Origin of the sequence: Streptomyces sp. NPDC085866 (assembly GCF_044541035.1) — a bacterium.
In the GTDB taxonomy this organism is placed as follows: Bacteria; Actinomycetota; Actinomycetes; order Streptomycetales; family Streptomycetaceae; genus Streptomyces.
Window position 1 is genome coordinate 251,124 of record NZ_JBITSQ010000005.1, and the last position, 24,536, is coordinate 275,659.

At 70.6% G+C, this 24,536-nt stretch carries 26 protein-coding genes and 2 tRNA genes; 18 read left to right on the forward strand and 10 right to left on the reverse strand.

The window, feature by feature from the left end; all coding sequences use genetic code 11:
• Positions 1 to 7 precede the first annotated feature (7 nt).
• Entirely contained in the window at positions 8 to 688 is a 681-nt protein-coding gene (locus tag ACIF83_RS14165; RefSeq protein WP_097252516.1) for an AIM24 family protein, read from the forward strand.
• Between the two features lie 18 nt (positions 689 to 706).
• A complete protein-coding gene (locus ACIF83_RS14170; protein ID WP_393468891.1) occupies positions 707 to 1,462 on the forward strand; it encodes an AIM24 family protein in 756 nt (251 codons plus the stop codon).
• Positions 1,463 to 1,517: 55 nt separating this feature from the next.
• Here ACIF83_RS14170 and ACIF83_RS14175 read toward each other — a convergent pair whose 3' ends face one another.
• Positions 1,518 to 2,039 (reverse strand): NUDIX hydrolase, encoded by a 522-nt coding sequence (locus ACIF83_RS14175; protein WP_399726683.1) that lies wholly within the window; start codon positions 2,037 to 2,039, stop codon positions 1,518 to 1,520.
• The gene (locus tag ACIF83_RS14180; RefSeq protein ID WP_399726686.1) at positions 2,036 to 3,472 is read right to left on the reverse strand and encodes a zinc-dependent metalloprotease; all 1,437 of its coding nucleotides are present in this window, start codon (positions 3,470 to 3,472) and stop codon (positions 2,036 to 2,038) included. The genes ACIF83_RS14175 and ACIF83_RS14180 overlap by 4 nt, the downstream gene beginning before the upstream one ends.
• Positions 3,473 to 3,664: 192 nt before the next feature.
• Between ACIF83_RS14180 and ACIF83_RS14185 the strand changes: the two genes are divergently transcribed.
• The 4 genes from ACIF83_RS14185 to ACIF83_RS14200 all read left to right on the forward strand — a co-directional run bounded on the left by ACIF83_RS14185 (position 3,665) and on the right by ACIF83_RS14200 (position 6,902).
• Positions 3,665 to 4,774 carry an SDR family oxidoreductase gene (locus tag ACIF83_RS14185; protein WP_393468900.1) on the forward strand — a complete coding sequence of 370 codons (1,110 nt, stop codon included), beginning with the start codon at positions 3,665 to 3,667 and terminating at the stop codon, positions 4,772 to 4,774.
• A gap of 204 nt (positions 4,775 to 4,978) precedes the next feature.
• The gene (locus ACIF83_RS14190; RefSeq protein ID WP_393468903.1) at positions 4,979 to 5,440 is read left to right on the forward strand and encodes a molybdenum cofactor biosynthesis protein MoaE; all 462 of its coding nucleotides are present in this window, start codon (positions 4,979 to 4,981) and stop codon (positions 5,438 to 5,440) included.
• Positions 5,441 to 5,613: 173 nt separating this feature from the next.
• Entirely contained in the window at positions 5,614 to 5,754 is a 141-nt protein-coding gene (locus ACIF83_RS14195) for a hypothetical protein (RefSeq protein WP_393469833.1), read from the forward strand.
• 50 nt (positions 5,755 to 5,804) lie between these two features.
• The gene (locus ACIF83_RS14200) at positions 5,805 to 6,902 is read left to right on the forward strand and encodes a PDZ domain-containing protein (RefSeq protein WP_393468906.1); all 1,098 of its coding nucleotides are present in this window, start codon (positions 5,805 to 5,807) and stop codon (positions 6,900 to 6,902) included.
• Between the two features lie 84 nt (positions 6,903 to 6,986).
• On the opposite strand, the gene ACIF83_RS14205 is transcribed toward ACIF83_RS14200, so the two are convergent.
• A complete protein-coding gene (locus tag ACIF83_RS14205; protein ID WP_393468908.1) occupies positions 6,987 to 7,529 on the reverse strand; it encodes a PPA1309 family protein in 543 nt (180 codons plus the stop codon).
• A 164-nt stretch (positions 7,530 to 7,693) separates the two neighbouring features.
• Between ACIF83_RS14205 and ACIF83_RS14210 the strand changes: the two genes are divergently transcribed.
• The 4 genes from ACIF83_RS14210 (at position 7,694) to ACIF83_RS14225 (ending at position 12,866) form a co-directional block, all read left to right on the forward strand.
• On the forward strand, positions 7,694 to 10,597 hold the full coding sequence (locus ACIF83_RS14210; RefSeq protein ID WP_399727154.1) for a UPF0182 family protein: 2,904 nt from the start codon (positions 7,694 to 7,696) through the stop codon (positions 10,595 to 10,597).
• A 41-nt stretch (positions 10,598 to 10,638) separates the two neighbouring features.
• Positions 10,639 to 10,712: transfer RNA gene (locus ACIF83_RS14215), tRNA-Met, on the forward strand.
• 204 nt (positions 10,713 to 10,916) lie between these two features.
• Positions 10,917 to 12,725 carry a tetratricopeptide repeat protein gene (locus ACIF83_RS14220; protein ID WP_399726692.1) on the forward strand — a complete coding sequence of 603 codons (1,809 nt, stop codon included), beginning with the start codon at positions 10,917 to 10,919 and terminating at the stop codon, positions 12,723 to 12,725.
• Between the two features lie 67 nt (positions 12,726 to 12,792).
• Positions 12,793 to 12,866 (forward strand) — tRNA-Met (locus tag ACIF83_RS14225).
• A 103-nt stretch (positions 12,867 to 12,969) separates the two neighbouring features.
• Here the strand turns inward: ACIF83_RS14225 and ACIF83_RS14230 are convergent.
• Together ACIF83_RS14230 and ACIF83_RS14235 are read right to left on the reverse strand one after the other, a co-directional pair.
• Positions 12,970 to 13,386, reverse strand: coding sequence for a Fur family transcriptional regulator (locus ACIF83_RS14230; protein ID WP_390770774.1), 417 nt, complete (start codon positions 13,384 to 13,386; stop codon positions 12,970 to 12,972).
• Between the two features lie 90 nt (positions 13,387 to 13,476).
• Positions 13,477 to 13,869, reverse strand: a complete 393-nt coding sequence (locus ACIF83_RS14235) for a cyclic nucleotide-binding/CBS domain-containing protein (protein WP_393468914.1) — start codon at positions 13,867 to 13,869, stop codon at positions 13,477 to 13,479.
• A gap of 468 nt (positions 13,870 to 14,337) precedes the next feature.
• On the opposite strand from ACIF83_RS14235, the gene ACIF83_RS14240 reads away from it, so the two are divergent.
• Genes ACIF83_RS14240 through ACIF83_RS14250 form a run of 3 tightly spaced genes read left to right on the forward strand, consistent with a single transcriptional unit; the run spans position 14,338 to position 16,371 of the window.
• Positions 14,338 to 15,015 (forward strand): hypothetical protein, encoded by a 678-nt coding sequence (locus ACIF83_RS14240; protein ID WP_399726695.1) that lies wholly within the window; start codon positions 14,338 to 14,340, stop codon positions 15,013 to 15,015.
• Positions 15,016 to 15,046: 31 nt separating this feature from the next.
• Positions 15,047 to 15,604, forward strand: coding sequence for a SigE family RNA polymerase sigma factor (locus tag ACIF83_RS14245; protein WP_399726698.1), 558 nt, complete (start codon positions 15,047 to 15,049; stop codon positions 15,602 to 15,604).
• Positions 15,601 to 16,371, forward strand: a complete 771-nt coding sequence (locus ACIF83_RS14250; protein ID WP_393468965.1) for a hypothetical protein — start codon at positions 15,601 to 15,603, stop codon at positions 16,369 to 16,371. Before ACIF83_RS14245 ends, ACIF83_RS14250 begins: the two co-directional genes overlap by 4 nt.
• A gap of 93 nt (positions 16,372 to 16,464) precedes the next feature.
• On the opposite strand, the gene hisN is transcribed toward ACIF83_RS14250, so the two are convergent.
• Positions 16,465 to 17,265 carry a histidinol-phosphatase gene (hisN, locus tag ACIF83_RS14255; RefSeq protein WP_398137608.1) on the reverse strand — a complete coding sequence of 267 codons (801 nt, stop codon included), beginning with the start codon at positions 17,263 to 17,265 and terminating at the stop codon, positions 16,465 to 16,467.
• Positions 17,266 to 17,446: 181 nt separating this feature from the next.
• Between hisN and ACIF83_RS14260 the strand changes: the two genes are divergently transcribed.
• A complete protein-coding gene (locus tag ACIF83_RS14260; RefSeq protein WP_399726702.1) occupies positions 17,447 to 18,055 on the forward strand; it encodes a TetR/AcrR family transcriptional regulator in 609 nt (202 codons plus the stop codon).
• 157 nt (positions 18,056 to 18,212) lie between these two features.
• On the opposite strand, the gene ACIF83_RS14265 is transcribed toward ACIF83_RS14260, so the two are convergent.
• From ACIF83_RS14265 to ACIF83_RS14280, 4 genes are all read right to left on the reverse strand, one after another.
• A complete protein-coding gene (locus ACIF83_RS14265; RefSeq protein ID WP_055710521.1) occupies positions 18,213 to 18,536 on the reverse strand; it encodes a multidrug efflux SMR transporter in 324 nt (107 codons plus the stop codon).
• Between the two features lie 84 nt (positions 18,537 to 18,620).
• The gene (rsgA, locus tag ACIF83_RS14270) at positions 18,621 to 19,631 is read right to left on the reverse strand and encodes a ribosome small subunit-dependent GTPase A (protein ID WP_393468975.1); all 1,011 of its coding nucleotides are present in this window, start codon (positions 19,629 to 19,631) and stop codon (positions 18,621 to 18,623) included.
• A gap of 16 nt (positions 19,632 to 19,647) precedes the next feature.
• Positions 19,648 to 20,964: a 3-phosphoshikimate 1-carboxyvinyltransferase gene (gene aroA, locus ACIF83_RS14275; protein ID WP_393468978.1), complete on the reverse strand. Its 1,317-nt coding sequence runs from the start codon at positions 20,962 to 20,964 to the stop codon at positions 19,648 to 19,650.
• Positions 20,965 to 20,992: 28 nt separating this feature from the next.
• Entirely contained in the window at positions 20,993 to 21,715 is a 723-nt protein-coding gene (locus tag ACIF83_RS14280; RefSeq protein WP_393468981.1) for a M50 family metallopeptidase, read from the reverse strand.
• A gap of 49 nt (positions 21,716 to 21,764) precedes the next feature.
• Between ACIF83_RS14280 and ACIF83_RS14285 the strand changes: the two genes are divergently transcribed.
• From ACIF83_RS14285 to rsrA, 4 genes are all read left to right on the forward strand, one after another.
• A complete protein-coding gene (locus ACIF83_RS14285) occupies positions 21,765 to 22,580 on the forward strand; it encodes an SOS response-associated peptidase (protein ID WP_398137606.1) in 816 nt (271 codons plus the stop codon).
• A 9-nt stretch (positions 22,581 to 22,589) separates the two neighbouring features.
• Positions 22,590 to 23,270 carry an alpha/beta family hydrolase gene (locus tag ACIF83_RS14290; protein ID WP_399726708.1) on the forward strand — a complete coding sequence of 227 codons (681 nt, stop codon included), beginning with the start codon at positions 22,590 to 22,592 and terminating at the stop codon, positions 23,268 to 23,270.
• 255 nt (positions 23,271 to 23,525) lie between these two features.
• Positions 23,526 to 24,209, forward strand: a complete 684-nt coding sequence (gene sigR, locus ACIF83_RS14295; RefSeq protein WP_393468989.1) for an RNA polymerase sigma factor SigR — start codon at positions 23,526 to 23,528, stop codon at positions 24,207 to 24,209.
• On the forward strand, positions 24,206 to 24,508 hold the full coding sequence (gene rsrA / locus ACIF83_RS14300) for a mycothiol system anti-sigma-R factor (RefSeq protein ID WP_336113539.1): 303 nt from the start codon (positions 24,206 to 24,208) through the stop codon (positions 24,506 to 24,508). Before sigR ends, rsrA begins: the two co-directional genes overlap by 4 nt.
• The last annotated feature ends 28 nt before the right edge of the window (positions 24,509 to 24,536 follow it).

Consider the following 24,536-nt stretch of genomic DNA (forward strand, 5'->3'; position numbering starts at 1 on the left):
GCCCGTCATGAACCAGCCGCTCGCGGGCTACGCCCCCGCACCTGTCACCGCCCGTATGGAGAACCACGGCGACCACATGCTGAAGGTCGCCCTGCAGACCGGGAACGACCTTCTCGCGCGCGTGGGGTCGATGGTCGCCTACGAAGGCTTCATCCAGTACGAGCCCAACCCGCCGGCCGTCCGCCAGATCGCCCGCGACTGGATCACCGGCGAGGGCGCGCCGCTGATGAAGTGCTCCGGCGACGGACTGCTCTACCTCGCCGACTACGGCGCCAACGTCGTCGTGATCAACCTCAACGGCGACGGCATCTCCGTCAACGCCACCAACCTGCTTGCCTTCGACGCCCACCTCAGCTGGGGCGTGGAGCGCGTCAAGGGGCTCGCCAAGTTCGCCGGGCAGGGCCTGTGGAACACGAAGATCTCCGGGCAGGGCTGGGTCGCGCTGACCTCCCGGGGCAAGCCCATCGTCGTCGACTGCGGCGGCGGCGAGGACGAGACGTACGTCGACCCCGACGCGCTCGTCGCCTGGTCCCCGAACCTGAAGGTGAAGGGCAAGCGCAGCTTCAAGGCGCAGTCACTGATCGGCCGGGGCAGCGGTGAGGCCTACCAGATGGCCTTCTCCGGTCAGGGCATCGTCGTCGTCCAGCCCAGCGAGGACAGCACCGACCGCCTCCGGTTCCGGGGCTGAGGGGGAGCCAGAAACATCATGCAGAGCCCGCTTTTCGCGTACAACGACTCCCAGACGCAGGAGCGTTGGAGCCTGCAGAACAAGCAGATGCTCCGGGTCACCCTGGAGGGTCACGACGACCTCCTCGCCCGCAAGGGCACCATGGTCGCCTACCAGGGACTCGTCGAGTTCGACGCCGAGTACCGCAGCAACAATCAGGCACGCGCGCGTGCGTACACCGGCGAGGGCCTGGACCTGATGCGCTGCCACGGGCAGGGCACGGTCTACCTCGCCAACCTCGCCCAGCACGTGCACGTCATGGAGGTCGAGCAGGACGGCCTGACGGTCGACAGCAGCTATGTCCTCGCCATGGACTCCTCGCTGCACCACGAGGTCATCGCCGTCGACAGCCTCTACGGCATCTCCGGGTCCGGGAAGTACCAGCTGAACATCACCGGACGCGGCAAGGTGGCCCTGATGACCTCGGGCGCGCCGCTGCTGATGCAGGTCACGCCCGACAAGTACGTCAACTGCGACGCCGACGCGATCGTCGCCTGGTCCACCGGGCTGCGGGTGCAGATGCAGGCCCAGACGCACTCCTCGGGAGTGTGGCGGCGGCGCGGGAACACCGGTGAGGGCTGGGAGCTGAGCTTCATGGGCTCCGGGTTCGCGCTCGTGCAGCCCAGCGAGCTGCTGCCGCCGCAGAACGCGCAGATCGGCCAGGGCCTCGCCGCGCAGTTCGGCATGGGGCAGCAGGGCGTGCGCGCCCAGAACCAGGGCAACGTCTGGAGCTGACCGTCCGGAAAACAAACGTAAGGGGCGACCGCCCGGGCGGTCGCCCCTTACGTGTTCAGAGCCTGGCGCGGGTCGCGTCCAGCAGGCGCAGGACCGACTCGTCCGCCACGTCCGCCACCTCGTCGTAGGCGAACCAGCGCACGTCCAGCGACTCGTCGCTGACCACGTGCTCGGCGTCGCTCGGGGCCAGCGCCGCGTACTGCACGTCGAAGTGCCAGTGGCACGGCGGCGGGATCGGATGCCGGTCCAGGCGCACCGGACCGCCGGGCAGCAGCGTCAGCCCCGCGATGCCGGACTCCTCGGTCGCCTCCCGCAGGGCCGCCGCCGCCAGCGAGGCATCGCCCGGCTCGCAGTGGCCGCCCATCTGCAGCCACATCCGCAGCTTCCTGTGCAGCGTGAGCAGCACCCGGCCGCGCTCGGGGTCGATCACCAGCGCGCTCGCCGTGACGTGGCCCGCGTGACAGGCCTTCCACATGCCGTCCCGGTGGGCCGCCAGATGGTCCAGGTAGGCCTGGCGCAGCTCTTCCTGGCCCTCGTACCCCTTCAGGACGAGGACCGCGTCGTCGTGCAGGCTCACTCGGCGTCGTCGTCCTTGCCCTCGTCGTCCTTCTTCAGGTTCGGCTTCTCGCCGGAGCCGCTCGCCGCCTCGCCGAGCATCTTGTCCAGCTCGGAGAAGTCCAGCTGCTCGCGGTGGACGAAGCCGTCCGGGTCGTCCAGGTCCGAGGCCGTCGGCAGCATGTCCGGATGGGCCCACAGGGCGTCCCGGCCGTCGACCCCGCGCGCGTCCGTGAGCGAGGCCCACAGACGGGAGGCGTCACGCAGCCGGCGCGGGCGCAGCTCCAGGCCGATCAGCGTGGCGAACGTCTGCTCCGCCGGACCGCCGGTGGCCCGGCGCCGGCGCAGGGTCTCGCGCAGGGCGTCGGCGGACGCCAGACGCGGCTTCGCGGCCGCGTGGACCACCGCGTCCACCCAGCCCTCGACGAGCGCCAGAGCCGTCTCCAGACGGGCCAGGGCCGCCTTCTGCTCGGGCGTGTCCTCCGGCTGGAACATGCCCTGCTGGAGAGCGTCCTGCAGCTGCTCGGGGTTCTGCGGGTCGAACTGGCCGACCACGTCCTCCAGCTTGGCCGTGTCGACCTTGATCCCGCGCGCGTACCCGTCGACCGCGCCGAACAGGTGCGAGCGCAGCCACGGCACGTGCGAGAACAGGCGCTGGTGCGCGGCCTCACGCAGGGCCAGGTAGAGCCGGACCTCCTCCTGCGGCACGCCGAGGTCCTTGCCGAAGGCCTCCACGTTGGCCGGGAGCAGCGCGGCCTTGCCGGCCGGGCTCAGGGGCAGGCCGATGTCGGTCGAACCGACGACCTCGCCCGCGAGCACGCCGACAGCCTGCCCGATCTGCGTGCCGAACATGGCACCGCCCATCGAGCGCATCATGCCGATCAGCGGGCCCGCCATGGCCTGCATCTCCTCCGGCAGGACGTCGCCCATGGCCGCGCCGACCCGCTCGGCGACCGGGTCGACCAGCTCCTGCCAGGCGGGCAGGGTCGCCTCGACCCACTCCGCGCGGGACCAGGCCACCGCCGAGGCGGCGCCCGACGGCAGGGACGTCGCGTCGTCCAGCCACAGGTCGGCCAGGCGGACGGCCTCCTCGACCGCGGTGTGCTCGGCGGTGCCGACGCTCGCGTCCTTGACGCCGTCCGGGGTGCCCTGGGAGACCGTCTGGCGGGCGATCTGCTTGGCCATGTCCCAGTTCACCGGGCCGCCCTCGTAGGAGAGCATCTGGCCCAGCTGCTGGAACGCGGCGCCCAGGTCGGTGGGGTTCAGGGAACCGAACATCGCTGCGAGCGGATTGTCGGCGCCGGGGCCGCCAAAGCCTCCGGCTCCCGGCAGCCCGAAACCGAACGCGTTGGCCGGTCCCTGCCCACCACCGCTCTGCTGGTCCTTCTTCTTGCCCTCGTCGCCGTCTTCCGGCTCCTCCGGCGGAAGGCCGAATCCGAATGGGGTGTCACTCACGGGGTTCCTCGGCTGGTAAGGCCGCCGGTGATTCTCCGGCGGCGCGGCTGCCCGACATCACCACCCAGCGTAGACACCCGGACCCGATCGGGCCTCGGTGCTTCGTCCACAGAAGGCCTGCGGCAGGATGGATGCACCTGGTACGGCCGCGTCAGTCGCGCCCGTACTGAAGACAACCTCTGGAGACGCCAGGTGAGTTCCCCGGATCCGCAGGTTCGCGCAGCGCGAAACCCCTCAACCCCGCCCGCCGTGCGCGGACCCGTCGTCGCGGTCACCGGCGCCGCCGGCGGGGTGGGAGCCCTGCTCACCGAGCGGCTCGCCGCGTCCCAGGAGATCAAGCAGGTCATCGCCATCGACGAGCGGCGCGGGGAGTGCGCGGCCGCGCAGTGGCACATCCTCGACGTGCGCGACCCGTCGATCGCCGACAAGCTGCGCGGCGCAGACGTGGTCGTGCATCTGGCGCTCGACCTGGACCTCGGGAGCGACCCGGCCGCCCGCACCGCTTACAACGTCCGGGGGACACAGACCGTGCTGACCGCGGCCGCGGCGGCCGGGGTGCACCGGGTGGTGCTGTGCACGTCCGCGATGGTGTACGGGGCGCTGCCGGACAACGAGCTGCCGCTGTCGGAGGACGCCGAGCTGCGGGCCACGGCCGAGGCGACCGGGGTCGGGGATCTGCTGGAGATCGAGCGGCTGGCGCGGCGCGCGCCGCGGGCGCATCCGGGGCTGAACGTGACCGTGGTACGGCCCGCCGTGCTGGTCGGGGGCACGGACACCGCGCTGACCAGGTACTTCGAGTCGCCCCGCCTGCTGGTCGTCGCCGGGTCGCGGCCCGTGTGGCAGTTCTGTCACGTCGAGGATCTGTGCAGCGCTCTGGAGTACGCCGTCCTGGAGAAGGTCGACGGGGAGCTGGCCGTCGGCTGTGACGGGTGGCTGGAGCAGGAGGAGGTGGAGGAGCTGAGCGGGATCCGGCGGATGGAGCTGCCGTCGGCGGTCGCGCTCGGCGCGGCGGCTCGGCTGCACCGGATCGGGCTCACTCCGTCTCCGGCGGGGGACCTGGCGTACACGATGTATCCCTGGGTGGTCAGCGGGAGCCGGCTGCACGACGCCGGGTGGCGCCCGGGGTGGACCAACGAGGAAGTGCTCGCGGAGCTGCTGGAAGAGGTTTCCGGGCGGCATACGGTCGCCGGGCGTCGGCTGGGGCGGAAGGACGCGACGGCTGCGGGTGCGGCGGGTGCGACGGTGGCCCTGCTGGGCGCTGCAGCCGTGGTTCGGCGGGCTCGCAAGGCCCGGCGGCGGTGAGGCAAGACGCTTCCGCCCCTTGAACGCCGCCAGGGGGCTCCCGTGACGCCGCCAGGGGCTCCCGCGCCCTGAACCCCCGGCCTGTGACCCACCACCTGACTCGGTGGATTGCAGGGCGACTGTAGAAGACTCCAAACATCCCCGCGCGTGTGCCTGGTGAAAGTCGTATTCCTCGTTGTCGGGGGCATGCGGCACGATGGATCCATGGCAGCTACGAACGATCACCCCGGTGAGCAGGCAGCTCAGGATCCCATCAAGCTGATCGGCATCCGGGAGACCGCGCTGTCCGTGGACGAGGTGTTCCGGGCCGTCGGTGACGACGCCGCCGGCGGTGTCGCGCTGTTCGTGGGGACCGTGCGGAACCACGACGGGGGTGCCGACGTCGACGCGCTCGGGTACTCCTGCCATCCGAGCGCCGAGGCCGAGATGCGGCGGATCGCCGAGAAGGTCGTCGCCGAGTACCCGGTGCGCGCGCTGGCCGCCGTCCACCGGGTCGGCGACCTCGACGTCGGGGACCTCGCCGTCGTCGTGGGCGTGTCGTGCCCGCACCGGGGCGAGGCCTTCGAGGCGTGCCGCAAACTGATCGACGACCTCAAGCACGAAGTGCCCATCTGGAAGCACCAGAAGTTCTCCGACGGGACCGAGGAGTGGGTCGGCGCCTGCTGACGTCAGCCGCACCCGTGTTCACGTTCGGCCCACCACCCCCTCCGGTTGCGTAACCGTCCCCCTGGCGTGAGCGTTGTCAGGGCGGATGGTTAATCTGCTGATCAGTCAGTCGCGGACGCTCAAGGGGTTGGGAGGCCGGCATGGCGGCGCTTGCCTGGTTGCTGATTCCGCTTGTGGCTGCGGTCGGTGCCGGTCTGTGGGGCAGCTGGGCCAACCGGACTCGGCGGGCCCGCAGCGACGGGCCCGAACTGGACGGGTACGCGCGCTTCCGCGAGGCCATGGAGAAGCCCCGCTCGGGTACGCGCGGCGCCTGACGGGGGTGCCCTGACGGTGCGCTGACAGAGGCGTCCCGTACTGTCGTTGCATGCCACGCCGCACCGCGACGATGCTCGCCTCCACCCTGATGCTGATCGCGCTCCTGTGCGCGGGAGTGCTCATCCCCGTGCCGTACTCGGAGATGTCCCCGGGGCCGACCGTGAACACGCTCGGGGAGCACGACGGCGAGCCGGTGCTGCAGATCGAGGGGCACAAGACCTACCCGACGGACGGGCATCTGAACATGACCACCGTCCGGGTCACCAGCGCCGACTTCCGGATGAACCTGGTGGAGGCCGTCTACGGCTGGCTGGCGCACGACACCAAGATCGTGCCGCACGACACGCTCTACCCGGACGGCAAGACGGAGGAGCAGTCCACCCAGGAGAACGCCGAGGAGTTCAGCCAGTCCCAGGAGAGCGCGAAGGTCGCCGCCCTGAAGGAACTGGGTGTCCCGGTGAAGTCCTGGGTGATCGTCTCCACCGTCGTCAAGGACTCCCCGGCCGAGGGCAGGCTGCACGCCGGTGATGTGATCAAGGCCGTGGACGGCACGGCGGTGAAGCAGCCGTCCGATGTCGCCAAGCTCGTCACCAAGCACAAGCCGGGGCAGGACGTCGTCTTCACCGTCGTCCCCGTCAAGGAGCAGGCCGCCGCCGAGAAGGAGCACAAGACGGCGACCAGGACGCAGGACGTGAAGATCACGACGGCGACCTCCGCCGACAGCGGTGCCAAGCGGGCCATCGTCGGGATCTCCGCCGGGACCGACCACACCTTCCCGTTCACCGTCGACATCAAGCTCGCCGACGTCGGCGGGCCCAGCGCCGGCCTGATGTTCGCGCTCGGCATCTACGACAAGCTCACCCCGGGCAGCCTCACCGGCGGGAAGTTCGTCGCCGGCACCGGGACCATCGACGACAACGGCACGGTCGGGCCGATCGGCGGCATCGAGATGAAGACCGTCGGCGCGCGCAGCAAGGGCGCCCAGTACTTCCTGACGCCCGCCGAGAACTGCGCGGCCGCCGCCAAGGACACCCCGGGCGGGCTCACCCTGGTCAAGGTCAAGACCATCGGCGACGCGCTCGACGCGCTGAAGGACATCCGCAGCGGCGACACCGCCGACCTGCCGAAGTGCACCGCCAAGGGCTGAGAGCGGAACCCGGTACACGGCTGGGGGCGCCCCTTGTGGCAAGGGGCGCCCCCAGCGCCGTACAAGATCTGCGAGAAGAGGACGTCAGTCCGCGAACGTGGCCGACAGGGCCTCCGCCAGGCCCGGTACCAGGTCCGGGCCCGTCAGAACCTCCGTCGGTGAGTCCTTCTCGCGCAGCCGCAGTGCCGAGTCGCGACTGCCGTCGCGCAGCACCGCGACCGTCATGCGGACCTCCTGGCGCTCCGGGTGGTCCGCCACCCACTTGGTCAGCTTGGCCTCGCTCAGGCCCTGCGGGACCTGCGCCTCGGCCGACGGAGGCAGCATCAGGCGCTCCACCGTCAGCGCGCAGCCGACCACCGCGTCCGGCCAGGCGATGGTGCCGAGGAACTCGTCGAGCGGCTTGTCAGACGGGACCTCGTCCTGCTCGATCGGGGTGAGACCGGTGGTCTCGGACTCGTCCTCCAGGCCGAGCTGGGCGGCGAGCGAGGGTTCCTGAGCCCGCAGCCGTGCGGTGTCTACGAGGGCGAAGAGGCGAGCGGGCTGGTCCCAGCCGAGGCCGGAGGTGTACTCGTCGATCTCGAGTACGGCCCGGGTGAGCGGGCTCGCTGCCATGGGAGTGTTGGACATGGTCACAATCCTGCCTCGTTACCGGCCGGAATCGGGAACCGAGTAAACCGTGAGTAAGTTGCATAGGTGTGGGCCCGCGATCACGGGGGGCCACGGAGGGCCCGCGAACACGAGGGCCTGACGGATCGACAGCGAACTTCGAGGTGCGCACCTTGGCTTTCCAGATGCCGGACCGCGGCGGAGGCCCGACGGGACCGCGGATCAGAGCGGGCCGCCCCTCCCGGCGCGCCCGGACCCTGCTCGTGACACTGGGCGTCCTGTCCGTCCTCGGCATGGCGTTCACCATGTTCGCGGGCTTCTGGACGGACTGGCTGTGGTACCGGTCGGTGCACTACTCGTCCGTGTTCACCACCACGCTGTCGACCAAGATCGGGCTGTTCTTCGTCTTCGGTCTGCTGATGGCTCTCGCCGTGGGCTTCAACATCTGGCTCGCGCACCGGCTGCGGCCCCCGCTGAGTGCCATGTCCATGGAACAGCAGAGCCTGGACCGCTACCGGATGGGCATCGCGCCGTACAAGACGTGGATGCTGCTCGCCGTCACCTCCCTCGTCGGCCTGATCGCGGGTGCCTCGGCGTCCAGCCAGTGGCGCACCTGGCTGATGTGGGTCAACGGCGTGCCCTTCCACCAGAAGGACCCGCAGTTCCACCTCGACGTCTCCTTCTACGCCTTCGATCTGCCCTGGTACCGGTTCCTGCTCGGCTTCGGATTCGCCACCGCGATCCTCTGCCTGATCGCCGCCGCGTTCACCCACTACCTGTACGGCGGGTTGCGGGTCACCAGCCCGGGCGCGCGCGCCACCGCCGCCGCGACCGGGCATCTGTCGGTGCTCCTCGGCATCTTCGTGGCACTGAAGGCGGTCGCCTACTGGCTCGACCGGTACGGCCTCGCCGTCAAGTCCAGCGACTTCAAGGCGACCGGCAACTGGACCGGTCTGCGCTACGTCGACGCCAACGCCTATCTGCCGGCCAAGACGATCCTGTTCTGCATCGCCGTCATCTGCGCGCTGCTGTTCTTCGCCACCCTGTGGCGGCGCACCTGGCAGCTGCCCGTCATCGGCTTCGGCCTGATGGTGCTCTCCGCGATCCTGATCGGCGGCCTGTACCCGGCCATCGTGCAGAAGTTCCAGGTCCAGCCCAACGAGCAGGCCAAGGAAGCCCCGTACGTCCAGAAGAACCTCAAGGCGACCCGTGAGGCGTACGGCATCGACGACGCCAAGGTCACCGAGTACCCGGGCAAGTCCGGCACCGCGGACAAGACCAAGCTGCGCGACCAGGTCGACGACACGGCCAGCATCCGCATCATGGACCCGAACGTCGTCTCGCCGACGTTCCAGCAGCTGCAGCAGATCTGGAACTACTACGGGTTCCCGACCAACCTCGACGTCGACCGGTACGCCAAGGACGGCAAGGACCAGGACACCGTCATCGGCCTGCGCGAGCTGAACCTGGACGGCATCCCCAAGAACAACTGGATCAACGACCACTTCCGTTACACGCACGGCTACGGCGTGGTCGCCGCCAAGGGCACCGAGGCCGACTCCCGCGGCCGGCCGGTCTTCACGGAGAAGAACCTGCCCTCCGAGGGCGACCTGGGGACGTACGAGCAGCGGATCTACTACGGCGAGAAGACGTCCACGTACTCGATCGTCGGCGGTCCCCAGAAGGAGATCGACTACTCCGACGACCAGGGTGCGAAGACCACCAGCTACACCGGCAAGAGCGGGGTCAACCTCGACAACCCGATCAACCGGGCCGCGTACGCGGTGGCGTTCAACGAGCCGCAGATCTTCTACTCCGGCGCGATCGGCAAGGGCTCGCGGATCCTGTACAACCGCACGCCCAAGGACCGCGTCGAGGCCGTGGCCCCCTGGCTGACCATCGACGGCGACGCCTACCCGGCCGTGGTGAACCACCGCATCCAGTGGATCGTGGACGCGTACACGACCACGAACGGATACCCGTACGCCTCTCGTACGACCCTCGGCGACACGACGGCCGACTCGCTGACCGCGACCAACAACTCCCGCGCGGTGGTGGCCCAGCAGAACCAGGTCAACTACATCCGCAACTCGGTGAAGGCGACCGTCGACGCGTACACCGGCGAGGTCAAGCTCTACCAGTGGGACACCAAGGACCCGGTGCTGAAGACCTGGATGAAGGCCTTCCCCGGCACGGTGAAGCCCCGCGCGGACATCTCCGCGGACCTGATGGCCCATCTCCGCTACCCGCAGGACCTGTTCAAGGTCCAGCGCGAGCTGCTCACCCGCTACCACGTGACGGACGCGCAGACCTTCCTCAGTGGCAGCGAGGTGTGGGAGGTCCCGGACGACCCGACCAACGACTCCGGCAGTGCGGTGCCGCCGTACTACCTGAGCATGAAGATGCCGGACCAGGCCGCGCAGGCCTTCTCGCTGACGACGACGTTCACGCCCAACGGGCGGGACAACCTCAGCGCGTTCATGTCCGTCGACTCCGATCCGCGGGCCAGTGACTACGGCAAGATCAGAGTCCTGAAACTGCCGACGAGCACGACCGTCGACGGACCCAAGCAGGTCCAGAGCCAGTTCAACTCCCAGGCGGACATCGCCGAGACGATCAGTCTGCTGAGCAGAGGCCACTCGAAGGTCGAGTACGGCAACCTGCTGACCGTGCCGCTGGACGGGGGCCTGCTGTACGCGGAGCCCGTCTACGTACGCGGCGGTGAGCTCAAGTACCCCTTGCTGCGCAAGGTGTTGGTCACCTACGAGGGCAAGACCGCCTTCGAGGACACTCTGGACGAGGCGCTCAACAAGGTGTTCGGAGTGCAGGGGGCGACCACGCCGCCCGATACCGGCACCACCAACCCGCCCGGCGCCGGCAACCCGACGGTGAAGCAGGCGCTGGAAGACGCGCAGAAGGCCTTCGCCGCCGGGCAGCAGGCCCTGAAGGAGGGGCCGGACTGGGACGCGTACGCCAAGGCGCAGAAGGACCTGCAGGACGCGCTGAAGCGGGCCGAGGACGCACAGTCCAAGGCTGACAAGACGACCGACAAGACAGCAGATAAGACAGCAGACAAGAACAAGAGTTGATCAAGGCCACTCTGCGCCGTGGTACGGTTACCAGGCAACGGCGCGGGGTGGAGCAGCTCGGTAGCTCGCTGGGCTCATAACCCAGAGGTCGCAGGTTCAAATCCTGTCCCCGCTACTGAAGTCGAAGGCCCGGATCCTGAGGGATCCGGGCCTTCGTGGTGTGCGAACTCATGTACAGAGGGGGAGGACGGCCGCGCCGCCGTGGGGAGTTGGGCGACCTGTGTTTGACTTATCTCTCTGTGGGCATGTCGACAAAACGCTGAAGTGACCTCACGGGCTGCGGTATACCGGGTGTACCCAGGTTGCAGGTGGTGCGACGATGGACGTTATGGGGGACAAGGCAAATCTGTTCGAGACAGGGCGATTTGTGCAGCCTTCGAGTGAGGAGCCGACGCGGGACGAGATGGGCGACATGGGGGAAGCCGCCGAGGAGGTACGCCTCCGGCTCGCCGCGGAGACCGGCGACACCGAGGCGATGAGCGTCCTCGGTGCCATGCTGCTGCGCCGCGGCGATCTCGACGGAGCCGAGCCCCAGCTGCGTGCCGCCACCGCGGCCGGGGACCGGGCCGCCGCCAACAATCTGGGTGTCCTCCTGCATCAGCGCGGCTACCCCGAGGAGGCCGCCGGCTGGTGGCGGATCGCCGCCGTCGCCGGCTCTGCCGCCGCCGCGCACGCGCTCGGCCGGCACCACCGTGAGCGTGGGGACGAGCCCGCCGCCGAGTACTGGCTGCGCCAGTCCGCCGAGCAGGGCCACGTACTGGGCGCGTACGCGCTCGCCGACCTGCTGGAGCACCGCGCGGACGCCGGCTCCGAGCAGTGGATGCGGGCCGCCGCCGAACGCGGGCACCGCGAGGCCGCCTACCGGCTCGCACGCGCGCTCGACAGGGCCGCGCACGAGGACGAGAGCGGGTCTGACAACGCTGTCGAGGAGATCGAACAGTGGTACCGGCAGGCCGCCGCGCGCGGCCACCGGCGGGCCGCGCTGCACCTTGGCGCGATCCTGGAGAAGCGCGGGGAGCTGAAGGAGGCCGGGCGCTGGTACCTGACCTCCGCCAAGGACGGGGAAGCGCGCGCGGCCTGCGCGCTCGGGTTCCTGCTGCGGGACGCCGGTGACACCGAGAGCGCGGCCGTGTGGTGGCTCAGGGCCGCGCAGGACGGCGACGGCAACGCGGCCAACGCGCTGGGCGCGCTGCACGCCGAGCGCGGGGAGACGCAGACCGCCGAGCGCTGGTACCGGGCGGCGCTGGACGCCGGGGACGACAACGGGGCGTACAACCTCGGGCTGCTCTGCGCCGAGCAGGGGCGGACCGCGCAGGCCGAGCAGTGGTACCGGCGGGCCGCCTACGCCGGGCACCGGGAGGCGGCGAACGCGCTGGCCATCCTGCTGCTTCAGGGCGGCGACACGAGCGGTGCGGAGCCCTGGTTCTCCAAGGCGGCCGAGGCCGGGAGCGTGGACGCCGCGTTCAACCTGGGGATCCTGCACGCCGGGCGGGGCGAGGATCAGTTCGCTCTGCGCTGGTACGAGCGGGCGGCCGCCGCCGGGCACACCGAGGCCGCGCTGCAGGTCGGGATCGCACGGCTGCGCGAGGGCGACGAGCCGGAGGCCGAGCGGCATCTGCGGTGCGCGGCCGGCGGCGGCAGTGCCGAGGCGGCGTACCGGCTGGCCACCGTGCTGGACGCGCGGCGGCCGCCGGAGCCCGCGCACGAGCTGGGCGAGATCGTGCACGAGAAGACCGAGTGCGAGGAGTGGTACGAGCGGGCGGCCTCTTTGGGGCACCGGCGGGCGCAGGTGCGCGTGGGGATGCTCGCGGCGGCCCGGGGTGACGTGGTCGAGGCGGCGCGGTGGTACCGGGCGGCTGCGGAGGCCGGGTCGCGCAACGGGGCGTTCAACCTGGGGCTGCTGCTGGCCCGGGAGGGCAGCGAGCCGGAGGCGGCCGTGTGGTGGACGCGGGCCGCCGACGCGGGGCACGGGCGGGCGGCTCTCCGGCTGGCCCTCGTCTACGCGCGTCGCGGGGAGCTTGCCGAGGGCCAGAAGTGGGCCGACCGGGCGGTGGCGCTCGGGCCGGCGGAGGTCGCCGAGCGGGCGGGGCGGCTGCGGGACGCGCTGCGGGAAGAGCTTTCTGCGTGACCCCGGCCACGCGCGCCCAATCGATTTGCTTCGGCGGGCTGCCCTCACGTAATGTCGTGTTCACCGACGCGGGGTGGAGCAGCTCGGTAGCTCGCTGGGCTCATAACCCAGAGGTCGCAGGTTCAAATCCTGTCCCCGCTACTGAAGACCTAGGGCCGGAATCCAGATATGGATTCCGGCCCTAGGTGCGTTCATAGGCCTGCGTATCGGCGTGTGAAAAAGAGGGGGCTTGCGCCCCCTCGTGTCACGCGCCTGCGCAGTTCGGGCACAGTCCCCGGTACGTCACCTCGACGTCCGACACCGTGAAGCCGAAGCGCTCCGTGTCGGGGAGGTCGGCGAGCGGGTTGCCCGTGGGGTGCACGTCACGGATCGCGCCGCACTGGGCGCAGACCAGGTGGTGGTGCGGCCGGTGCGCGTTCGGGTCGTACCGCTTGGCGCGCTTGTCGGTGGTGACCTCGAGCACCTCGCCGAGGGAGACCAGCTCACCCAGCGTGTTGTAGACGGTCGCGCGAGAGATCTCCGGCAGCTTCACGACGGCCCGCGCGTGGACCTCGTCGGCCGTCAGATGGACATGCTCGCCGTCGAGAACCTCGGCCACGACGCGCCGCTGTGCGGTCATCCGCCATCCGCGTCCGCGCAGCCGTTCCAGAAGGTCGCTCATGCATACCAGTGTAACGGAATCGAGACCAGGTTCCGAATGGGTGTGACTTTGGAACGCTGATCGTTTTGGACTAAATCCAATGTAGAGGTCTCATGCGGGCACCTCCTGCCGTGCCGGCGCCCAGCAGCGAATGATGTCGCGGACCGAGACGATGCCGGCGGGCTCGCCGCGATCGAGGACGACCAGGTGCCGGAAGCCGCCGTGCGCCATGGCGCGGGCCGCCTCCTCCAGGGTCCAGGTCGGGGCCGCGAAGACCACGTCGGTGGTGGTGTGGGCGTGGATGAGCTCCGCGTCCGGGCTCTGGCCGAGGCCCACGGAGTTGAGGATGTCGCGTTCGGTGATGATGCCGATGCCGCCGGCGTCGGGGTCGAGGACCACGGCGGCGCCGACGCGACGGGCGGACATCAGGGCGGCCGCCTGGCGGAGGGTGTGGTTGGGGCCGAGGGTGAGGACCATGGTGCTCATGGCGTCACGGACGAGCATGGGATGGGCCACCTCCTATGGGAATCCCCGGACCCGCGGCACCGGCCGTTAGTTCAGGGATTCACAAGTTCACAAGTGGGGGTGGCCCCAGAGTGCCAGGTAAAGGGCGGGTCAACAAGAGGGCGCGCGTGGCCAGTTGAGGGCGTGCGCGGGCTTCTCTCCTTGCTCAGTAGCGCTGGTATTGAACTTTGCTTCCAGTGGGGTGCGGCGTGGCTCTGCACTCCGCCGGTGAGCTGCGTAGTTGCTGTCGATGCCTGTCGTCGTCGGTCGTCGGTCGTCGTCGATCCACCTCATCTCGCGCGGGCGTGCAACCTGCCGTGGGTGTTTGGGAGTACCTACGGGCGGACGTCCAAGCCGCGGCCACCGATCCCGGTGGTCGCTGCAGGTCGGCACGCGGGCCCAGCGCGCCGGCCGTCGAGGACCCGCCCGGCATGGCGTCGGGCGGCAGCTTTGAAGGAGAAATGCTCCGTGGCTCTCAGTTTTGCCAGGAAGGCAGCCATGGCGGCCGTCGCGGTCGCCGCGCTCGGAGGGGTCTCGTTCGGCGCCTCCGCGAGCGAGGCGGCGTCGAGCCCGGCTGCCCACCCGGCGTCCGCACCTGCCTCCGCCGTTGCCAAGCGGTCTGCTTCCGCTCACCGGCAGGTGCCGCAGGTGGTCACGCAGGTGATCGGCAGAGGCCGGGTGGACGGGCACCGTTGGTCGGTGGCGCTGGAGTTCCACCGGACGCTGCCCAAGGGCTACACCCTGCCCACGCTCCCCGACGGATCCACGGCTCCTGGCACATCGCTGTTGTGCCAGCGCATGTACATCGGCGGCGTCCGTATCGATCACCAGGGCGGCCGGTGGGCCGACTGCCAGCCCGTCACCGGCACGCAGGATCCCCGTGCCTCGGGCGAGATGGGGCTGTGGGGTCTGCACGACAAGGGCCTCAGCGGCAGCCGGCTCATGGTCTCCAACCCCGAAGCCGACGTCGCCTACGGCGTGGTCTCGCTCTCCGACGGCACCCAGGTCAAAGCCACCACCGTCGCCGTCCCCGGCACCACCTACCGCGCCTGGGCCGCACCCATCCCCGACGGACGGACCATCACCGCAGTCGACCAGTACGACACCCACCACAACCGACTCACCCACGACACCAACTGGCACTGACCAGCCAGGCGAAGGACGGGCACCTCCTGCTGTGCAGCCAAGTGACCGCAAGGCCGCGGACCGCGGACCGGATTCGGAGTTCACCCGGTTCGTCGCCGCCCGTTGGCGAGCCCTGACCCACACCGCGTACCTGCTCACGGGCGACTTCCACGAAGCGGAAGACCTGGTGCAGACGACGCTGGCCAAGGTGTACCCGCACTGGCGGCGACTGGAGCCGGAGCGCGCCGAACACTACGTTCGCCGCGCACTGGTCAACACCAACCGCAGCCGGCATCGCCGCCGCAGGATCACCCACCTCCTTCTCCCGTCACTGCCCGACACCGGCCCCGTCCACGACGACGGGGCCGGTGTCGGAGGCGTGGACGTGTACGACACCCTGGCTCGCGAGCTCGCCGACCTGCCCGAGCGCCAGCGGGCTGTCGTGGTGCTGCGCTACTGCGAGGATCTGTCCGTCGAGGAAGTGGCAGACGTCCTCGGCTGTTCGGTCGGCACCGTGAAGAGCCAGGCGTCCCGGGCCCTGGCCAAACTGCGCAGCCGGTCGACCCTCGCCTGCAACTACCCGCCCAGCCGCCCTGCAGAGGCACGATGACTCCAGACCACGGCCAAGAAGACTGGGCACGCGCCGCCTTCGCCCGGTCACGCGAGGCCTACCCCTCGTCCCAGGCCCCCGTCGACCAGATCCTGACCGCCGCGCGCGCCCGCAGGAAACGCCGCCGTGCGGCGGCTGCCGTGGCAAGTGCCGCCTGCGTCCTCGGCCTCGGTCTGGCGGTTGCGTTCCTGAAGCCACCGTCTGATGCCGTCGAGCCCGCGCGCCGGCCCTCACCCCCCGCGAGCTCCTCCTTCACCCCGACTCCCGGCCCGGTCGGTGTCCGGGTGGCCGAGGGGACGACGGGCGGGCACCGTTGGTCGGTGGCGCTGGAGTTCCACCGGACGCTGCCCAAGGGCTACACCCTGCCCACGCTCCCCGACGGATCCACGGCTCCTGGCACATCGCTGTTGTGCCAGCGCATGTACATCGGCGGCGTCCGTATCGATCACCAGGGCGGCCGGTGGGCCGACTGCCAGCCCGTCACCGGCACGCAGGATCCCCGTGCCTCGGGCGAGATGGGGCTGTGGGGTCTGCACGACAAGGGCCTCAGCGGCAGCCGGCTCATGGTCTCCAACCCCGAAGCCGACGTCGCCTACGGCGTGGTCTCGCTCTCCGACGGCACCCAGGTCAAAGCCACCACCGTCGCCGTCCCCGGCACCACCTACCGCGCCTGGGCCGCACCCATCCCCGACGGACGGACCATCACCGCAGTCGACCAGTACGACACCCACCACAACCGACTCACCCACGACACCAACTGGCACTGACCACCACCGCCAGTAGATGCGGCGAACGCCAGGATCTCAGCCCACCTGCGGCACACCGGGTGGTGGGCCGGAGATCCCGTCCACGCTCCGGCGTCAGTAGCGCCCGTTCAGATACCCCAGCAACTCGTCGTGCAGCAGTCCGTTGGACGCGGCCGCGTTGCCGCTGTGCGGGCCCGGGCGGCCGTCGAGGCCGGTGAAGGTGCCGCCGGCCTCGGTGACGATGATCGCGTTGGCGGCCATGTCCCACAGGGACAGCTCCGGTTCGGCGCAGAGGTCGACCGAGCCCTCGGCGACCATCATGTAGGGCCAGAAGTCGCCGTACGCGCGCGTGCGCCACACCTCGCGGGTGAGGTCGAGGAAGCCGTTCAGGCGGCCCTGCTCCTCCCAGCCGGAGAGCGAGGAGTACGCGAAGGAGGCGTCCGAGAGCTTGCCGACGCCGGAGACGTGGATGCGGGTCGCGGCGGACAGGCTGCGGCCGGTGAAGGCGCCGTGCCCCTTCGCGGCCCACCAGCGGCGGCCGAGGGCGGGGGCGGAGACGACGCCGACGACGGGGTGGTAGCCGCCCTCGCCCGCTTCCATCAGGGAGATGAGGGTGGCCCAGACGGGGACGCCGCGGACGTAGTTCTTGGTGCCGTCGATCGGGTCGATCACCCAGCGGCGGGGGCCGGTGCCCTCGATGCCGTACTCCTCGCCGAGGATCGCGTCCCGGGGGCGGGCGCGCTGCAGCTGGCCGCGGATGAGCTCCTCCGCCGCCTTGTCCGCTTCGCTCACCGGGGTCATGTCCGGCTTCGTCTCCACCTTCAGGTCGAGGGCCTTGAAGCGGGCCATGGTGGCGGCGTCGGCCGCGTCCGCGAGGACGTGGGCGAGGCGGAGGTCGTCGAGGTAGTCCGGCATGTGAGGAACGGTATCTGCCGAGTGGGTACGGGGCTATAGGGGGCCTGGGGGACAGGAGCGGGGGAACTCCCATCGATGCATCGGTGACCGAGGGCGCCCCTGCGCACCACCGCGAACCCTTGACAGTGCATGTATGCGCGTCAAATCTGGGCGCAGAGTTGCTCGCCCCAGGGAGGCGCTGATGCCTGCAGCCCGGGAATCGCTACTGGACGCCGCCTACACGGCGCTCCGGCGCCGGCCGTGGTCCGCGGTGCGGATGGTCGACGTGGCAGCCTCTGCCGGAGTGTCCCGGCAGACGCTGTACAACGAGTTCGGGAGCAAAGAGGGGCTGGCCAGGGCGCTGGTGCGGCGGGAGGCCGACGGGTATCTCGCCGGAGTGGAGCGGGCCCTCGCCGGGCACACCGACCCGCGGGACCGGCTGACCGCCACCGCCGAGTGGATGGCGGCGGCCGCCCGGGACAACGCGCTGGTACGGGCCATGCTCACCGGCTGCTGGAGCGAGCGTCTGCCCACACCCACCCTGTCCGCCGTGCCGTCCTCCTCCGCCGTACCCGCGCAGCGCCGGGCGGACGGACCGCTGCCCTCGCCCCGCGACTTCGTGCAGATCGTGCGGGACCGGGCGGTGACGGTACTGGCCGGTCCCGCCGCGGCCTCGGCGGACACCGCCGAGCTGGTCCGGTCCTGCGAGCTGGCCGTACGGGTCGCCCTGTCGTGCGTCGCGGCCCCGCCGGGTGAAGGCGGAGTGGCCGAGCTGGTGCGCAGCGCCCTGGTCCGGCAGCGCGTCGGGTAGGAGCCCGCCGGGTGGGCCCGGGCGCAAAGGCCCTGGATCCGTGCGGCGGATCATGCCGGAAGGCTCAGGGCCAGTCCGGTCGTGCCGGAAGGCTCAGGAGACGTCCGGTCGTGCCGGAAGGCACAGGGCCAGTCCGGCGAGCCGGGCCCGGAAGTGCCTAGTGTGCCGATCCCGACAGCTGCAGCCCGATCACGCCGACGATCACCAGGGAGATCGAGACGATCTTCAGGGTCGACACCAGGTCGCCGAGGAAGACCATGCCGTAGATCGCGGTGCCCGCCGCGCCGATCCCGGTCCACACCGCGTACGCGGGGCCGACGTCGAGCTTCTTCAGGGAGAGGGTCAGCAGACCGAAGCTGCCCAGTGCGAAGCTGGCGAACGCGACCGTCGGCCACAGGCGGGTGAAGCCGTGGGAGAGCTTGAGGCACACGGCGAAGCCGGTCTCCAGAATCCCGGCCACGATGACCAGCAGCCACGCCATGTGCTGTCCTCCCGTAGGTCCGGCCGTCCGGCTGGGTGCGATTATGCACTTACCGTCCCGGCACCCCGGCAAACAACGCGGTGCTCAGTCGCCTTCCCGACGCTCCCGCGTGGCCAGCAGCCGGCGCAGGGAGAACAGCCGCGCCGGGTCCGCGTGCCCCTCCTCGACCCACGCGTCCAGCGCGCAGTCCGGCTCGTCGTGGCTGCACGCGCGCGGGCAGCCCTCGGTGCCCGGTTCCAGGTCCGGGAAGGCGTGGATCACCCGGGACGGGTCGATGTGCGCGAGACCGAAGGAACGCACGCCCGGGGTGTCGATGACCCAGCCGTCCGTACTGGTCAGGGGCAGCGCCAGCGCCGAGGTGGTGGTGTGCCGGCCGCGGCCCGTGACCGCGTTGACGCGTCCCGTCGTACGGCGGCGGTCCTCCGGGACCAGTGCGTTGACCAGGGTCGTCTTGCCGACACCCGAGTGGCCCACGAAGGCGGTGATCTTGCCGTCCAGGTACTCGCGCACCCGGTCCGCCGCGTCGCCGTTCTCCAGCTCCTCGCGGCTGGTGACGACGTAGGGGATGTCGAGGTGGCCGTACAGCTCCAGCAGCTTGTCCGGCGGGGCCAGGTCCGACTTGGTCATCACCAGCAGTGGTTCCAGACCGCCGTCGTAAGCCGCGACCAGACAGCGGTCGATCAGACGGGGGCGGGGTTCCGGGTCCGCCAGCGCCGTGACGATGGCCAGCTGGTCCGCGTTGGCGACGACCACCCGCTCATAGGGGTCGTCGTCATCGGCCGTACGACGCAGCAGCGAGCTGCGCTCCTCGATGCGCACGATCCGCGCGAGCGTGTCCTTCTGGCCGGACAGGTCGCCGACCAGGGCCACCCGGTCGCCCACCACGGCCGCCTTGCGGCCCAGTTCGCGGGCCTTCATCGCCATGATGGGCCGGTCTTCGACCAGGCAGGTCAGCCGACCCCGGTCGACGGTGAGGACCATGCCCTCGGCCGCGTCCTCGTGCTTGGGCCGGATGTTCGTGCGCGGCCGGTTGCCCTTGCGGTTGGGGCGGCTGCGGATGTCGTCCTCGTCGGTGTGCTTGCCGTAGCGGCGCATGGTTCCAGTCCGCCCGTCAGTTCCCGAGCATCCCGGTCCACAGGTCGGGGAAGTCCGGCAGGGTCTTCGCCGTCGTCGCCACGTTCTCGATCTGCACGCCCTCGACCGCCAGGCCGATGATCGCACCGGCCGTCGCCATGCGGTGGTCCTCGTAGGTGTGGAAGGTGCCGCCGTGCAGCGGGCGCGGGCGGATGTGCAGGCCGTCGGCCGTCTCGGTGACGTCGCCGCCGAGTTCGTTGATCTCCTTGGTGAGCGCGGCCAGCCGGTCCGTCTCGTGCAGCCGCAGATGGGCCACGCCGCGGAGGGTGGACGGGGAGTCCGCGAGGGCCGCGACCGCCGCGATGCCCGGGGTCAGCTCGCCCACGTCGCCCAGGTCGACGTCGATGCCGTGGATGGCACCCGAGCCGGTGAACTCCAGCCCGTACTCGGTCAGTTCGCAGGAACCGCCCATCTCGGTGAAGATCTCCCGCAGCCGGTCACCCGGCTGGGTGGTGCGGGCCGGCCAGTCCGGGATCAGCACCTTGCCGCCGGTGACCAGGGCCGCCGCCAGGAACGGCTGGGCGTTCGACAGGTCCGGTTCGATCGTCAGGTCCCGGCCGAGCAGCGCACCCGGCGTCACCCGCCACACGTTCGGCTCGCCACCCGACTCCGGGGTGTCCACCTGGGCGCCGACCGCGCGCAGCATGTCCACGGTCATCCGGATGTGCGGCAGGGAGGGCAGGGACGCGCCGGTGTGGCGGACCTCGACACCCTGGTTGAAGCGCGGGCCGGACAGCAGCAGCGCCGAGACGAACTGGGAGGACGAGGAGGCGTCGATCGACACCGGGCCGCCGTCCAGCGCCCCGCTGCCGTGCACGGTCAGCGGCAGCGCGCCCCGGCCGTCGTCGTCGATCCGGGCGCCGAGCACGCGCAGCGCGTCGATCACGCCGTTCAGCGGGCGCTCGTACGACCGCGGGTCCCCGTCGAACCGGATGGGACCGTCGGCCAGCGCGGCCACCGGCGGCAGGAAGCGCATCACCGTGCCGGCGTTGCCGACGTCGACGGTGGCCGGACCGCGCAGGCCCGTGGGCAGCACCCGCCAGGCCTCACCGGAGCCGTCCGGGCCCACCCCCTCCTCGATCTCCACGCCCATGGCCCGCAGGGCACCGGCCATCAGCAGTGTGTCGCGGGAGCGCAGCGGGCGGCGCAGCCAGCCGGGCTCGGACGCCAGGGCGGCGAGCACCAGGGCGCGGTTGGTGACCGACTTGGACCCGGGCACGTGGACCGTCGCGTCGACGGCTCCGCTCGCGTGCGGGGCGGGCCAGAGGGCGGGGTGGGCGGTGTTCGGGGCCATGAGGCCACTTTATAAGGAGGGCCCGGCGTCAACCTTCCAGCAGCCAGCGGCCCCCACCGACGAGCGAGCACAGTGACACCGCGTGGAACAGGAACAGCCACAGCCCCGCCGGTACGTGCGTCAGCCGCGACAACTGGTCCGCGTCCGAGTCCCCCGCGCCTCCCCGCGCCCGCTTCGCCTGCAGCTCGAAGGGCGGTCGTACGCCCCCGAACAGGAGGAACCACACCACCGCGTACGCGAACGCCGCCTGCACCTGCGGTCCCGCCAGCCAGGACACCAGCAGGAAGGCGCCCCCGGTGAGGACCACGGTCAGGACCCCGTACGCGTTGCGGATCATCACCAGCATCACCACGAGCAGCGCGGTCGCCACCCACAGCAGCAGCGTGATGTGGCCCGCGGCCAGGAGCGCGGCGCCGCCGAGGCCCAGCAGCGAGGGGGCCGTGTAGCCCGCGGCCGCGGTGAGGATCATGCCGAGGCCGTACGGCTTGCCACGGCTGACCGTGAGTCCGCTGGTGTCGGAGTGCAGGCGTATGCCCGTGAGCTGCCGGCCGGTGAGCAGGGCCACCAGCCCGTGGCCGCCCTCGTGCGCGATGGTGATGGCGTTGCGCGAGAGCCGCCACAGGGAGTGCGGGACGACGACGGCCAGGGCGGCGACGAGGGTGGCGAGCACCACCCACAGGTCGGGGTCGGGCTGGGCGCCGGTGAGCCGGTCCCAGAGGCCGGGCAGCGCGGTGGCGGCGAGGCTGTCCATTCCGGTGGTGGCTCCCTGTCGTGGTGCGGAGTCTGGCAGTGTGGCACGTATGTGCGGACGGTATGCATCCAGTCGTAGGCCCGAGGATCTCGCAGGAGTCTTCGAGATCGAGAAGTGGGAGCCCGGGGAGACCTTGGAGCCGGACTACAACGTGGCTCCGACCAAGGAGGTCTACGCCGTCCTGGACCGTCCCCTGAAAGACGCGTCCGAGCCACGGCCGGTTCGACAGCTGCGCAGGCTCAAGTGGGGACTGGTGCCCTCCTGGGCGAAGACGCCCGAGGGCGGCGCCCGGATGATCAACGCGCGCGCGGAGACCGTGCACGAGAAGCCGGCCTACCGCCGTGCCTTCGCCGCCCGGCGCTGCATCCTGCCCGCCGACGGCTACTACGAGTGGGTCACCGGCAAGGACGAGCGGGAGCTGGAGGTCGAGGGGAAGAAGAAGCGGCCCCGCAAGCAGCCGTACTTCGTGCTGCCCGCCGACGGCTCGGTGTTCGCGATGGCCGGGCTGTACGAGTTCTGGCGGGACCGCACCCTGCCCGACGACCACCCGCAGGCCTGGTGGGTCACCTGCTCGGTGATCACCACGGAGGCGGAGCACACCCCGCTGGCCGTCGCCCCCGCCGAGGGCCCGCACACCCTCGCCGAGATCCACCCCCGGATGCCGCTGATGCTCACGCCGGACCGCTGGGACGCCTGGCTGGACCCCGCCCGCACCGACCCGGACGGCCTGCGCGAGCTGCTCGCCCCGCCCCCGCCCGGTCTGATGCGCGCCTACCCGGTCGCCACGGCCGTCAGCAACGTCCGCAACAACGGCCCGGAGCTGCTGAAGGAGCTGGAGGCGCCGGAAGTGGGCACCCTCTTCTAGCCTTCTGGTGTGATCGAGATTGTCGAGACCGACGCCGGGACCGCCCGCATCACCTGGCACCGGGCGAAGAAGGCGCGGCTGGTGCTGGCCGTGAGCCACGGGGCCGGCGGTGGCATCGAGGCGCGGGACCTGCAGGCGCTCGCCCAGGTGCTCCCGGGGCACGGCGTGACCGTGGCCCTCGTCGAGCAGCCCTGGCGGGTCGCGGGCAGGAAGGTCGCGCCCGCGCCGAAGACCCTGGACGCCGGTTGGCGCGGCATCTGGCCCGCGCTGGCCGGGATGGCGCTGCCGGTGATCTCCGGCGGCCGCAGCGCAGGCGCCCGGGTCGCCTGCCGCACCGCGACGGAGCTGGGCGCGCACGCCGTGCTCGCGCTGAGCTTCCCGCTGCACCCGCCGGGCAGGCCGGAGCGCTCCCGCGCCGACGAGCTGCTCGGCGCCGGGGTGCCCACGCTCGTCGTCCAGGGCGGAAACGATCCCTTCGGCAAGCCGGACGAGTTCCCCGAGATCGAAAGGGGCCGCGCGCAGCGCGACGGTGCAAGGGCGGTGGTGGGAGACGGGTGGGCGTACGACCTGGTCGAGGTGCCGTACGGCGATCACGGGTTCGCCGTGCCGAAGCGCGCGGAGATCACGCAGGAGCGGGCGCTGGAGATCGTCACCGGCGGTGTCGTGGAGTGGGTCGCGTCACTCGGCTGACCCCCGGGAATGTTGCACGGTGGAGTGCTGTTGTGGCGGACAGAAGTGCTGAAGCACCGGCACCGACGTCGTGGAGAGGAAGTCCGCCGCATGGGTTCGACCATCTGCCCGAGCCGCAGCAGCCGCACTGACCTGGACTGGACGGTGCTGCACACGGCCAAGGCCGCCCCTATTCGAGCGGCGGCAGGTACGGGTCGTGTTCTATCCTCCGAAACGAGTGGGATCGGTTTCGGTCCTGCCCGGAATCTTGAGGAGGTGGGTCCGGTCACTGGGACCGACGCAGGGACCGACAACGGCCAGGCGGAGCTGCCCGAGGGCCGGGGCGACGGCGCGGAGACGACCGCCGAGCGCAGTGCGCGCTTCGAGCGGGACGCGCTCGAATTCCTCGACCAGATGTACTCGGCCGCGCTGCGCATGACGCGCAACCCGGCCGACGCCGAGGACCTGGTGCAGGAGACGTATGCCAAGGCGTACGCGTCCTTCCACCAGTTCCGCGAGGGCACCAACCTCAAGGCGTGGCTGTACCGGATTCTCACCAACACCTTCATCAACTCGTACCGCAAGAAGCAGCGCGAGCCTCAGCGCAGTGCGGCCGAGGAGATCGAGGACTGGCAGCTCGCCCGTGCCGAGTCGCACATGTCGACGGGTCTGCGCTCCGCCGAGTCGCAGGCGCTCGACCACCTGCCCGACTCGGACGTGAAGGAAGCGCTGCAGGCGATCCCCGAGGAGTTCCGCATCGCCGTCTACCTCGCGGACGTAGAGGGCTTTGCGTACAAGGAGATCGCGGACATCATGGGGACACCCATCGGTACGGTGATGTCCCGGCTGCACCGGGGCCGCCGTCAACTGCGCGGCATGCTCGAGGACTACGCCCGTGAGCGCGGGCTGGTCCCGGCCGGCGCCGGAGAGTCGAACGAAGTGAAAGGTTCGGGCTCATGAGCTGCGGAGATCCGCACGAGACGGACTGCAGTGAGGTCCTCGACCACCTGTACGAGTTTCTCGACAGCGAGATGCCGGACGTCGATCGCGACAAGTTCCAGCACCACTTCGAGGAATGCTCTCCGTGCCTGGAGAAGTACGGCCTGGAGCAGGCCGTGAAGAAGCTGGTCAAGCGCTGCTGCGGCCATGACGACGTGCCGGCCGACCTGCGCGCCAAGGTCATGGGGCGGATCGACCTGATCCGCTCCGGGCAGACCGTCCCCGAGCACGACGTGACCGCCACGCCTCAGGAGAGCTGAGGACCGGCCATCACCCGAATGTGCTAAT

Excerpts from the sequence above, each read along its gene's own strand:
- ACIF83_RS14165 (WP_097252516.1), top strand. The coding sequence starts at position 8 with ATGAACCAGCCGCTCGCGGGCTACGCCCCCGCACCTGTCACCGCCCGT.
- ACIF83_RS14170 (WP_393468891.1), top strand. The coding sequence starts at position 707 with ATGCAGAGCCCGCTTTTCGCGTACAACGACTCCCAGACGCAGGAGCGT.
- ACIF83_RS14190 (WP_393468903.1), top strand. The coding sequence starts at position 4,979 with ATGGCAGCTACGAACGATCACCCCGGTGAGCAGGCAGCTCAGGATCCC.
- ACIF83_RS14200 (WP_393468906.1), top strand. The coding sequence starts at position 5,805 with ATGCCACGCCGCACCGCGACGATGCTCGCCTCCACCCTGATGCTGATC.
- ACIF83_RS14205 (WP_393468908.1), bottom strand. The coding sequence starts at position 7,529 with ATGTCCAACACTCCCATGGCAGCGAGCCCGCTCACCCGGGCCGTACTC.
- ACIF83_RS14210 (WP_399727154.1), top strand. The coding sequence starts at position 7,694 with ATGCCGGACCGCGGCGGAGGCCCGACGGGACCGCGGATCAGAGCGGGC.
- ACIF83_RS14220 (WP_399726692.1), top strand. The coding sequence starts at position 10,917 with ATGGACGTTATGGGGGACAAGGCAAATCTGTTCGAGACAGGGCGATTT.
- ACIF83_RS14230 (WP_390770774.1), bottom strand. The coding sequence starts at position 13,386 with ATGAGCGACCTTCTGGAACGGCTGCGCGGACGCGGATGGCGGATGACC.
- ACIF83_RS14235 (WP_393468914.1), bottom strand. The coding sequence starts at position 13,869 with ATGCTCGTCCGTGACGCCATGAGCACCATGGTCCTCACCCTCGGCCCC.
- ACIF83_RS14250 (WP_393468965.1), top strand. The coding sequence starts at position 15,601 with ATGACTCCAGACCACGGCCAAGAAGACTGGGCACGCGCCGCCTTCGCC.
- hisN (WP_398137608.1), bottom strand. The coding sequence starts at position 17,265 with ATGCCGGACTACCTCGACGACCTCCGCCTCGCCCACGTCCTCGCGGAC.
- ACIF83_RS14260 (WP_399726702.1), top strand. The coding sequence starts at position 17,447 with ATGCCTGCAGCCCGGGAATCGCTACTGGACGCCGCCTACACGGCGCTC.
- ACIF83_RS14265 (WP_055710521.1), bottom strand. The coding sequence starts at position 18,536 with ATGGCGTGGCTGCTGGTCATCGTGGCCGGGATTCTGGAGACCGGCTTC.
- rsgA (WP_393468975.1), bottom strand. The coding sequence starts at position 19,631 with ATGCGCCGCTACGGCAAGCACACCGACGAGGACGACATCCGCAGCCGC.
- aroA (WP_393468978.1), bottom strand. The coding sequence starts at position 20,964 with ATGGCCCCGAACACCGCCCACCCCGCCCTCTGGCCCGCCCCGCACGCG.
- ACIF83_RS14280 (WP_393468981.1), bottom strand. The coding sequence starts at position 21,715 with ATGGACAGCCTCGCCGCCACCGCGCTGCCCGGCCTCTGGGACCGGCTC.
- ACIF83_RS14285 (WP_398137606.1), top strand. The coding sequence starts at position 21,765 with ATGTGCGGACGGTATGCATCCAGTCGTAGGCCCGAGGATCTCGCAGGA.
- rsrA (WP_336113539.1), top strand. The coding sequence starts at position 24,206 with ATGAGCTGCGGAGATCCGCACGAGACGGACTGCAGTGAGGTCCTCGAC.